Source organism: Pseudomonas sp. BIGb0164 (assembly GCF_024810135.1).
Lineage (GTDB): Bacteria > Pseudomonadota > Gammaproteobacteria > Pseudomonadales > Pseudomonadaceae > Aquipseudomonas.
The window spans coordinates 354,297-366,927 of sequence record NZ_JANUEA010000008.1; the positions used below are offsets into that span (position 1 = coordinate 354,297).

Annotated in this window: 1 protein-coding gene; it reads left to right on the forward strand. The window is 65.5% G+C overall.

Annotated features, from left to right (window positions below):
* Positions 1–103 precede the first annotated feature (103 nt).
* Positions 104–12,382: a filamentous hemagglutinin family protein gene (locus M2394_RS22310; protein ID WP_259174615.1), complete on the forward strand. Its 12,279-nt coding sequence runs from the start codon at positions 104–106 to the stop codon at positions 12,380–12,382.
* Positions 12,383–12,631: the final 249 nt, after the last annotated feature.

Consider the following 12,631-nt stretch of genomic DNA (forward strand, 5'->3'; position numbering starts at 1 on the left):
ATGACAGAAGTTCAGTCGCGCCCCTCGCCAACCGCCTAACTCTCATACGTGAGCCTGTCGTGCCCGACGGCCCCCGCACGAAAACAACGAAGGAAGATGCCCGATGGTCCGCTGCAAACCCACGGTTAACCGCAAAGCCCACCCCGTGTTGCGCCTCAAGCCCCTGGCCCACGCCATTGCCTTGTTGATGGTGGCGGGCAACGCCCATGCGGCTTCGGCGTTCAGTTCCGGTTGGTTCGCGGCCAAGGGCGCGAGCCAGGCGGCGACGGCAGCCCGTACCGGCGCGGGGCAGGTGCCGGGGATTCCGTCGTTGAACCAGCAGGCGCAGGTCAACCAGCAGTTGTCGCGCTCCATCAGCACGCTCAATGCCAGTGTCGCGGCAATCGCGGCCCAACAGGCGGCGCAGGCGGCGGGGCGCCAGGCGGCGTTCGGCCAGGTGTCGAACATTCCCGACGGCCTCGGCAAGGGCGGTTTGCAAGTCGATAACAGCCTGACCCAAGGCTGGACCAACGCCAAGGGCCCGGTGCAGACCCAGGCCGGCGGCAAGACCACCGTGACCATCGAGCAGACCGCCGACAAGGCGATCCTCAATTGGGAGACCTTCAACGTCGGGCGCAACACCACGGTCGATTTCCAGCAACAGTCCAACTGGGCGGTGCTCAACCGCGTCAACGACCCCGACGCACGCCCCAGCGAGATCCAGGGCCAGATCAACGGCGCTGGCACCGTGATGATCATGAACCGCAACGGTGTGGTCTTCAGCGGCACCAGCCAGGTCAACGTGCGTAACCTGGTGGCCGCCGCCGCGACCATCACCGATGACCAGTTCACCCAGCGTGGCCTCTACGTCGACGCCACTGGCACCCAGCCGACCTTCACTGATGCGGCCGGCAAGGTCGAAGTACAGCGCGGTGCGCTGATCCAGACCCACAACCCGGCCACGTCCACCGATGCCGGGGGGTATGCCTTGCTATTGGGTGCCGAGGTGGAAAACGCCGGCACCATTATCACGGCCAAGGGCCAGACGACCCTGGCAGCCGGCGACAGCTTCTACATTCGCAAGGGTGTCAGCACCACTGGCAATGACCGCTCCACCACCCGGGGCAACGAGGTGGCTACCAGCCTCAAGGCCGGCAGCACGGCTGGTAAGGTCACCAACAGTGGGCTGATCATGGCCTCCACCGGTGACATCACCCTGACCGGGCACCAGGTGCAGCAGAACGGCGTGGCCCTGGCCAGCACTTCGGTGGACACGCGCGGCACGATCCACTTGCTCAACTCCGCCACCGACACCACCGGCAGCGTGACCCTGGGCGAGGGCAGTACTACCGCGATCCTGTTGGACAGCAGCGGCAGCACCGCCCTCGACAGCCAGAAGAACAATGGCCTGATCAAGCTCGACGGCACGCCCGCCAACCAGATCACCGGCCAGTTCAACAACCTCAGTGCCGTGGTCGACCGCACCGACCAGTCGCGCATCGAGATCGTCAGCGGCGGCACCGTGGATTTCCAGAAGGGCTCGATCACCCTGGCCACCGGTGGCCAGGTGGCGGTCAGTGCCGGGCAACGCAGCCTGGTGCGTGATGGGGCGAAGATCGACGTGTCGGGTGCGGTCGGCGTCAAGGTGTCGATGGAATCCAACAACATCAGGATCAACGTCCAGGGCAACGAACAACGCGATGCGCCGGTCAACCGCGACGGCGGGCAACTGATCAACAACGACGTGTGGGTCGACCTGCGTGAACTGGTGTTCGTGCCAGCCGGTACCAATGGCTATGCCACGGACCGTTGGTACACCGCCGGCGGTTTGCTGGAGGTGGGCGGCTACCTTGGCACCCAGGGCCATTCGGTGGGCGAGTGGATGGCCCAGGGCGGCACCGTGACCTTTACCGGCAAAGAAGTGGTGACCCAACAGGGCGCGCAGATCAACCTGTCGGGTGGCACTGTGGATGTGCAGGCCGGGTATATCCAGCAGACCTGGCTCAAAGGCCCCGATGGGCGCTTGTATGAGGTGTCCAAGGCGCCAGGGGACATCCTGTATTCCGGGTTCTACAAGGGTTTTGAGGACGCCAGCGCGCGCTGGGGTCAGACGGCGTATTACTACAACCCGCTGATTGCCCCGCAACGCCGCTACGAGGCCGGTTATACCGTGGGGCGTGATGCCGGCAAGCTGGTGATCGGCACCACCAGCGCAGTGCTCGAAGGCCAGGTGATCAGCGATGTGTTCCAGGGCGATCGCCAGACCCAGGCACCGAATATCAACCTCGACGGCTACCAGCAATCCCAGAAGGCCAGGGCGCAGCGCGCGCAGTTGATCATTGGCCAGTACATCCCGATCTATAACAAGACCACCGGCACGCTGCGCTACGCCTTGGGCGCCAGCACCGATGCGGTGCTGATCGACAGCAATACTCAGAAGATCGCCGATGGCCTGGACCTCGGCACCGCATTGCCGGCCGATCGCCAAGGCAAAATGGTGCTCGACAACGACTCGCTCAACGGCCTGGAACTGGGCGCGATCAAGGTCGGCGCCAAGCAGCAGATCACCGTCAACGGTGCGCTCAAGGTGGCGGACGGCGGCGACATTACGCTGTACGGCCCTGGGGTGGCCATCAACGCCAACCTGACGGCCCATGGCGGCAGCCTCAATGCGGGCAATATCCTCAACCAGGTCAACCTCAATTCGGGCAACACCGTCGGTGATGTAATCCTGGCGGGCAGTGGGCGGGTCGATGTGGCCACCGGGGTCAAGCTCGATGCCACCGGGCGCTGGAACAACCTGCTGCTGGACCCGAACAATCGTGACGGCGTGGCGTATGTGAACGGCGGCAAAGTGTCGTTGCGCAGCACCGGCAATGTGAACCTCGCGACGGGTAGCGTGGTGGACGCGTCTTCCGGCGCCACCCTGGGCGTGGATGGCAAGCTCAGCGGCGGCAAGGGCGGCGACGTGACCCTCGGCGCGCTCGGCGCCCTGGGGCTCGACGGTGAAGTTCGCGGTTATGGCGTCAACGGTGGCGGCACCCTGGCGTTGCAGGCGCGCAAGGTGCAGATCGGCAACAGTGCCACGGCGCCCGCTGCTGACACCTTGCAGTTGGCCGGTAACTTCTTCGACAAGGGCTTCTCGGCCTATGACATCACCGGCAACGAAGGGCTGTTGGTCACCGAGGGCACGCGGGTGGATGTCACCACGCCGGTCCTGCGTGCAGGCGAGCAGACGTCCGCCACGCCCAGTGGCAGCGACCCGGCTGCGGCCCTGGAGCGCTGGACGCCAGCGTTGTATCAAGAGGACGCGACCAAGGGCGTGCTGACCCAGCGCCGTGGCGCCAGCCTGACCCTGACGGCCGGACGGCAGGAATCGACGGCGGCCGAATTGGCCACGACCAGTCTGCTGGTAGGCCAGGGTGCGGTGATCAATGTCGACCCGGGCCAGGGCATCAACCTGCGCAGCGTCGGGCAACTGACCCTGAACGGCACCCTCAATGCCTGGGGTGGCAACGTCACCCTGGGTGGCCTCACCGCAGTCGGCTCCGAGGCAGCCAATGCGGCAGGCCATGGCCGTTCGATCTGGATTGGCGAGCAGGCGCTGATCGACGTGGCCGCCCGGGCCGTGAGCGCCGTGGACAACCGTGGCCGCTACTACGGTCAGGTACGCAATGGCGGCAAGATCAGTATCGGCGGCGACATCGACCTGGCCACCGGCATTGCCAAGGCCAGCGACTTGTTCGTGGTGGTGCGTGAAGGGGCACGCCTGGACGCTTCCGGTACCCGCGCAACCCTGGATATTCCGGGCCAGGGCCGCGTGCAGGTGGCCAGCAATGGCGGCAGCATCAGCCTGGCGTCCAACAATGGCCTGTACCTGGATGGCAGCGTAGTCGCCCGGGCCGGTGGGGCCGGAGCCGCAGGCGGCAGCCTGTCGCTGGCGCTGGAGACGCCTTACTACCTCAAGTCTGCCGTGACCGACCGGGTGCTCAACGTTCGCGAACTGGTGATCAGCCAAACCCATCAAGGCAGCGTGTTGCCGGGCACTGCCGAGGATGCGGCCAGCAACCTGGAATACGGCCACGCTCACCTCGGGGTGGACCAGGTCCGCGCCGGTGGCTTCGACAACCTGGCCTTGCTCAGCAACGGCCTGCTGAGTTTCGACGGCGACGTCTCGCTGAACATGGGCCAGAGCCTGCGCCTGTACAGCGGCGCCATGGGCCTGAGTGAAAACGCTGCGGCCCAGTCGCGCATCAACCTGTCGGCGCCTTACCTGTTGCTGGCAGGCATCCTGGCACCGCTGGACCCGAGCAAGGACCAATACCTGAACCCGGTATTGGCTTCCAACATGTCGCAACGTGCCAGCCAAGCCGTGTTCAACGCCAGTGGCAACCTGATCGATGTGCGCGGCAACGTGCTGTTTGGCAACACGAGTGAGCTGACACGCAGCGACGCCAGCAAGGTGAGCGTTGATCGTCGTGGCTTCGATGATGTGCAACTGAACAGCCAGGGTGACCTGCGCTTCCTCGCCGGGGCCGGTGCGGATGTGATCGCACAGGGCATCAGCACGCAGTTGCTGACCCGGGGCGACCTGACCTTGCGTGCAGCGCAGCTGTACCCGACCACCGAAGTTGGCGCCAGGGTGTTGGCCGGTTACCTGAACAAAGCGGCGGCCGACGGTTCGAGCTTCAACTTTGACCCCACACGCACCTTGACCATCGCGCGCACCGGCAACAGCAACGCAGCGGTGCCTTACTCGGCGTTCGGCCGCCTGCAACTGGGCGGCCCGACCATCAAGCAGGGCGGGGTGGTGCGTGCACCGCTGGGGTTGATCGAGATCGGCAACCTGGGCACCAGCCATGTCGAATTGCTGCCCGGCAGCCTGACCTCGGTGAGCGGCAAGGGCCTGGTGCTGCCCTATGGCGGCACGGTGGATGGCCAGGTCTACAAGTACAACGGCAAGACGGTGACGTTCCTGGGCCAGGGCGCCATTCCCAACGAGAACGGCAGCCTCAATGTGGGGATTGTGCTGGGCGGCCAGACACTGAAGGTCATGCCCGACGCCACCGTGGACCTGTCCGGTGGCGGTGAGCTGTTGGGGGCCGGGTTCATTTCCGGTCGCGGCGGCTCCACGGATGCCCGCTACAACCCGTTGGTGCAGTTTGGTGCCACGGGCGGGTTTGTGTTGCCAGGGCTGGGCACCAACCCGATCTACGCGATTGTGCCGGGTGTACAACCCGGCTACGCGCCGGTGGCGCCGGAGGGCGGCGCGGTGGATCCGCTGATCGGCCAGCAGATCACCATCGGTGCCGGCGTACCGGGCCTGGCGGCGGGCACCTACACGCTGATGCCGTCCAACTATGCCTTGATGCCGGGCGCCTTCCGCGTGGAAATCAATGGCCTGGCGGGGCTGGGCAGCGACGGTTCGACCCAGGCATTGCGCAATGGCTCCTGGTCTACCGCCGGGCGCTTGTCCATTGCCAATACCGGCATCAGCAACAGCACGCTCAACCAGGTGATTCTCACCTCGGCCGATACCCTGCGTCGTTACTCCCAATACAACGAAACCGGCTACGCCCAGTTTGCCGTGGCCGATGCCGCGCGGCTGGGCGTGCCCCGTGCCTTGCTGCCGGTAGACGCCAAAACCCTGCAACTGAACCTGCGCTCAGGCGCGGGCACGGACGCCTTTTCGTTCCAGGGCATTGGTCGCTTCGACGCGGCCGAGGGTGGCTACGGCGGCACCGTGGCGCTGACCAACGCCAGCCGGGGCGTTGACAAGGACATCGAAATTGTCGCGGCGGGCAAGGGCGCCACCACCGGTTTCAGCGGCATCAGCGTGGAGGCCGACAGCCTCAATGCCCTGGGTGCTGCGCGCCTGCTGGTCGGTGGCATGACCGTGGTGATTTATGGCCAGGGCGGCAACTACATCGGCCTGACCAACGCGGCCTCAAGCTCCATCGTTCTGCGTGAGGGCGCGACGTTGGCGGCACCGGAAGTGATGCTGGCAACCACCTCCGGCAAAATTACCGTGGAGCAAGGTGCGTCGATCAACACGATCGGTCGCGGCAAGGCCAGCTATGACGCTCGCGACGGTTTTGTCTACAAGCTGGCGAATGTCCTGGCGGTGTCCAACGGTTTGCTCAATATCGTTGCGTCGCCGTCCTCCAATGGCACCAGTGGCGGCATCGAGCTGGGCGGGTGCAGCGGTGCGTCGTGCAGCGGGCAGACCGCGTTGTATTCCGAAGGCACGATCGTCGCGTTGACCGACAGCACCTTGCAGATGGGCGATGCGGTGCGCTACGGCACCCGCCACCTGAACCTCGGGGTGTCCAGCATCAACGTTGGCAGCCCCGAAGCCCTGGCCGACGCGGCAGCAGGTTATCGCTTGCCAGCGGGCTTGACCCTCAACCAGCAAGTGCTGGAACGCCTGCTGCGCGGCGATACCCAGTTCGGTGCGCCGGCCCTGGAAACCCTGCAACTGTCGGCGCGCGACAGCCTCAACTTCTACGGCAGCACCACCCTGGATACCTACGACGCCGTGACCGGCAAGTCCCTGCTGAGCAACCTGATGCTCTCCACACCGGCGATTTATGGCGCCGGCGGGGCCAATGACGTGGCGACCATCCACACCGCCAATCTGATCTGGCAGGGCGCCGATGCCGCGCCGGGCGCAGTGGTGGGCGGCGGCGCTGGCACGGGCAGCGGGCGCCTGGACATCAATGCCGAGCGCATCAAGTTCGGCTATGGGGCCTTCGCCCAACCGAGCACCACCAAGTCCTTCGACCGCTTGGCCCTGGGCTTTGCCAACGTCAACCTCACTGCCAGCGAACGCATCACCGCCAACCACAAGGGCAGCCTGTCGGTGTACCAGAGCCAGGGCGCCTACGACGCCGTCAAGGGCTTCTCCTACAGCGGTGGCAACCTGAATATCCTCACGCCGTTGATGACGGGCGAAGCCGGTTCGGTCAACCGCATCACTGCCGGTGGCGCTATCGATGTGAGCGCTTCGGCGGGCCCGGTGGGCAAAGTCGACGGCATCGGCGCCGAGTTGTCCTTGCAGGGCGATAGCATTCGCCTGGCCACCGCGGTGGTATTGCCGAGCGGCAAGGTGACCCTGGGCGCCCGGGGTGACGTGGTGTTGACCGACGCGGCCTTGATTGACGTCGCCGGTCGCGCTATCCCGTTCAACGACCTGACCAAGTACAGCGCGGGCGGCGAAGTGCTATTGGAAAGCCGTGCAGGAAACGTCGTGCAGGCAGCCGGTTCGACCATTGACCTGTCGGCCCGTTACAACCAGGCCGGTCGATTGCGTGCGGTGGCCGTGGACAACGCGGCGGGGATGGTCGACCTCGCGGGCAAGATTGTTGCCGGCACCACCGGTAATTACGACGCAGGTGGTACCTGGGTGCCGTACCTGGCCGGTTCGGTGGAGGTCCAGGCCCAGCGCCTGGGTGCCAGCGGCACGTTGACTGAGCAGTTCGCGGCCCTCAACCAGCGCCTCAACGAGGGCCAGGTGTTCGGGGCCCGCAGCTTCCAGCTCAAGCAGGGCGACCTGGTCATCGGCAATGACGTCAAGGCCAATACCGTCAACGTCTCGGTGGACAATGGCAGCCTGCGCGTGACCGGCCGGGTGGACGCCAGCGGCGAACGCGTGGGCGCGATCAACCTCGCCGCCAAACAGGGCCTGACCCTGGACGGCAGCGCCGTACTCGACGCCCACGGCACGCAACTGCGGATAGACAGCTACGGCAAGATCATCGACTCGCCCAACCGCGCCACCGTTGTGCTGAGTTCCGGTGCCGGCCAACTGACCTTGGCCGATGGTGCGCGCATTGACCTGCGCCACGGTACCGACGCCACCGGCAATGACGGGCGCAGCCGTGGCACCCTGGAGTTGAACGCGCCGCGGATCATCAACCCCGACGGCACCAGCAATGACATCGCCATCGACGCCAGCGGGCACTTGAGCATTGACGGCGCGCGTTCCATTGCCCTCAACGGCATGATCACCTACGACGACGCACCCACCAAGACCGATGCCACGCCTAACGGGCAGCCTTACCAGGCCATCGACCAGGCGTACCTGGATGCCAAGCACGTATTGAGCACCGCGTTCATCAACGCGGCCCTCGGTAACAGCAACCTGCTGCAAAACAAGCTCGCCGGGTTGAACAACGCCACCTACGGCGACACCTTCCACCTGCGTCCAGGCGTGGAAATCATCAGCAAGACGCCGGACGGCGACCTGGTGGTGCAGGGCGACCTGGACCTGTCGGGTTATCGCTACGCCAGCCTCAAGTCGACCCAGCCGCCCGAAGCCGGCAGCCTGACCCTTCGCGCCGGTGGCGACCTGAACATCTACGGCAGCATCAACGACGGCTTCGCTGCGCCATCGGAGACGGACGACGACAATGGCTGGATACTGCGGGCGGGCATCGACTACACCGGCGGTACGGTGGTGGTGCCAGGCAGTGGGGTGACCCTGGCCGATGGCACCGTGTTTCCCAAGGGGGCCACGCTGAATTTCGATTTGCAGACCAAGCCTTTGTCGTTGCCAGCGGGTACTCGCTTGCCGGTCGCGGCGACGCTCAGCCAGCCGCTGGTGCTGCCTGCCGGCACCGTGTTGTCGGCCGCTGTCCGGGATGCCTCGGGTAACGTGCTGTTCGCGGCCGGAACCTTGTTGGCCGACAGCCAGACGCTCGCCGCTGGCAGCATCCTGGATGCGGGTAGCGTGCTGACCGGCAGGGCAGGCGTCAACGGCCTGATTTGGCCGAAGGGCGTACCGTTGGCCGCCGACGTGATCCTGGCCGTCAGCACCGTGCTGCCCCGTGGCGCGTTGCTGCCGTTTGGCACCGACGTCAAGTTGCCGGGCGGTGTGGAGTCGGTGCAACTGCGCGTTGCCGATGCCGGCCGCCAGGGCAAGAACTGGGCGATTGCGCCGATGCTGGAGGAAGGTTCGCAGTCGTGGTCGATTCGCCTGGTGGCGGGGGCAGACACCGAGGCCGCGGACAGTCGCCTGCTGCAGCCGCACCCGGTCAGTGGCAACCTGAGGTTGGCCGACAGTCATTACGGGATGTATGGGCAGGCAGCGGTGGTGTGGACCGAAGAAGGCTCCATCGGATGGTTCGGTGATGACAGCATGACAGGCCAACCTATCGATTTCGTCGGTATTGGCTACCCGGAAGTCTGCACGGATTTTCCGGAGTTCTGTTCCTCCGATGGGGATGCCTATACCTTGGTTGCCGGCAGCAGCGCCCGGTTCAGCGTCATCCGTACCGGCGCAGCGGACCTGGATCTGTTGGCGGCGGGTAACCTGAGCATGGAGTCGTTGTTCGGTGTTTATACCGCTGGCAGTTCGTCCACTGGTACCTCGGCCAATGATCCGTACAACCTTAAACGCGCCCTGGGCAGCAACGGCAAGGTACTGGCCAACGCGGGGAGCAACGAAAAGCTCGTCAACGGTGGTGCCGATAGCCTCTACCGCGCGTGGTACCCGGACACGGGCGGCAACTTGCTGCTCAAAGTGGGCGGCGACCTGACGGGCAATATCACCAGCCCGGCGCAGATCAGCGGCGGGCGTCCGTTGGGTGACTTCGGCGTGGATTCTGCGAACGTGGGTAACTGGTTGTGGCGTCAGGGTAATGGCCTGAGTGGTAGCCAGGCCCAGGCGACTGCCTGGTGGATCAACTTCGGCTCCTACGTCGCCAGTCAGCAATCGGACAAGATGGTGGGGTTCACAGGCTTCGGCACCCTCGGCGGAGGCAACCTCAACGTCGATGTCGGGGGGGACGCAGGCATCCTCAACCCGGTGCCTACGGTGGCGCAGAATATCGGCCGACGCAGCCAGGGCCTGATCCTGGCCGTGGGTGGCACGGGCCGGGTTGCTGCCGATGGCAGCTTGCAACTCACCGGCGGTGGTGACTTGAACCTGCGGGTCGGCGGTGCGCTGAACCCTGCCAGCCAGGTGGTCACCGATCACCTCAATGGTGCGCTGGTGAACCTGCGCGGGCATGTGCAGATGACCGGTGGCGCGCTGGGCAGCCTGACCCTGCGTTACGGCAACCAGCTCAAGGACCAGAGCCCCAGCGAAGTGCGCGCCTACGACCCGTTGCGCTCGACGTCGGCCTTGGCGGCGGGGGGCATGAGCCTGCTGCCCGGCGATGCGACCTTCAGCCTGGCCACCCGGGGCGACCTGGTGTTGCAGGATGTCGCCGACCCCGGACGCGCACCGCAGATGAACGCCCTGGCCTACGTGAACGCGGGCGTCAACGGGATTGGCCAGAGCTGGTTCAGCCTGTGGACCGACCGCACGGCGGTGGACCTGTTCTCTGCCGGGGGCAACCTCACGCCACTGACCCAGACACTGGAAACCGATATGGCGGCGGTCTATCCCGCCACCTTGCGGGCAGTGGCTGCAAGCGGCAGCCTCTACTACGGGCGTGCGTCGACGAGCGATCCCGCCACCCCGCAGCCACTCAAAGCGTTGGTGCTCGCACCGGCGGCGAAGGGGCAGCTGGAACTGTTGGCCGGTGATTCGATCTATGGCGGCGACCTGACCATCAGTCGCTCCAGCGCCACCCCGCAGAGCCTGGCGACCATCCTGCACCCGGCCTTCGTGGGGTTCGGCAGCGATTTACGCCCGGTCACTGGCAGCGGCAACCTGTCCAGCGATGGCAGCATCGCCCGCTTCGGGTTGTCGCCGTTGTTCGCCTTTGGCCCCAACACGGCCAGCATGGCCTGGGCCGAGGCCTTGGAGCCGGCACGTTTCTATGCGCGTAGCGGCGACCTGCTAGGGGTCAATAGTGGCAGGGCGATCAGTATTTATTCGTCGAACGACCCCCGGGTCGGGCAGACCTACTACGAGGGGGCCGGCCCGGTCTGGATGCAGGCCGGGCGCGACATCGTCAGCAGTGGCACGGGTTTGAACGGCGCCATCGGCGGCGATGCGGACACTGGCCAGTACACCTTCACCGGTAACCTGTTTGTGCACACCGCGCCCACTGATATTTCGGTAGTCAGCGCGGGCCGCGACATCCTCTACAGCGGCTTCAATGTGGCCGGCCCCGGCACTCTGGAGTTGACGGCCGGGCGCACTGTCCAGATGGAGGACAAGGTGGGTATCAACAGCCTGGGCGCCGTCGCAGCGGGCGATACCCGACCGGGCGCCAGCATCGTCCTGCAGGCGGGCGTGGGGCCTGACGGGCCGGATTACCGTCGCTTCGTCGAGACCTACCTGAACCCGGCCAACCTGGCGCAGCCCGGTGAGTCGATTCAGGCAGGCAAGGTCGCCAAGACCTACGAAAACGAACTGGTCGGCTGGCTCGCCGAGCGTTTCGGTTTTGTCGGCGACGCCGAGCAGGCGCGTGCCTACTACGCGGCGCTGCCTGCTGAACAGCAACGGGTATTTGCCCGCGATGTGTACTTCGCCGAACTCAAGGCCGCCGGCCGCGAGTACACCCAGGCGGGCGGTGCGCGCCAGGGCAGCTATGTGCGCGGCCGAGCTGCCATTGCCGCGTTGTTCCCCAGCCACGACGTGGCGGGCAACCCGATCACCTACAAAGGCGACATCACGATGTTCGGTGGTGCAGGTGTGCACACTAACTTCGGTGGTTCGATCCAGATGCTCACACCGGGCGGCAGCCAGACCTTTGGCATCGAAGGCGCGGCACCACCGGCCACGGCTGGGGTGATCACCCAGGGCGCCGGGGATATACAGCTGTATTCCCTGGGCAGCATCCTGTTGGGCCAGAGCCGCATCATGACCACCTTCGGCGGCTCGATCATGGGCTGGACCAGCGAGGGCGACATCAACGCCGGGCGTGGTTCCAAGACCACTGTGGTGTACACGCCACCCAAGCGTGTCTATGACAACTGGGGCAACGTGGGCCTGTCGCCAGCCGTGCCGAGTACCGGTGCGGGGATCGCCACGCTCAACCCGATCCCGGAAGTGCCAGCAGGAGACATCGACCTGATCGCGCCGTTGGGCACCATCGATGCCGGCGAGGCGGGGATCCGGGTGTCTGGCAACGTCAACATCGCGGCCTTGCGTGTGGTGAACGCGGCGAACATCCAGACCCAGGGCAATTCGTCCGGGGTGCCGGTTGCGGCGGCGGTGAACACCGGGGCCATGAGTTCGGCCAGTGCGGCGGGGGCGGCGGCGTCCCAGGCGGCCGAGGATGCGGCGCGCAGCCAGCAGGCGGCGGCGAAGCAGGGCAGGCCGTCGATCATGACCGTCGAAGTGTTGAGCCTGGGTACTGAGCCGTTGCCGCAGGAGTCGTCGGCGAAGCCTAAAACCTCCAGCTACAACCCGGACAGCCCGGTGCAGGTTTTGGGCGCAGGGCTGTTGAGTGAACAGGCGCAGGTGCGGTTGACGGATGAGGAGCGCAGGCAGATCAGTTTGTAGGGTTTTGAAGGGCCTCTCGATGTACCTTTGGGGGTGATCTTTGATTGCCCCGTTTTTTTTGGATTGGGTACATATCCGTTATTTGGGTAACGGCGGCTATGGGTTCCGCCCTTACGGCGGGTCACTTTTGGAAAGAGCCGGAATGCCGGCCCAGCCAAAAGTAACCAAAAGGCTCTTGCCCCAACACTCGGCACCTCGCCTAGGCTCGGTGTGCCCGTAATCCGACAGTGATTTGGGGGGCCGCCGCCA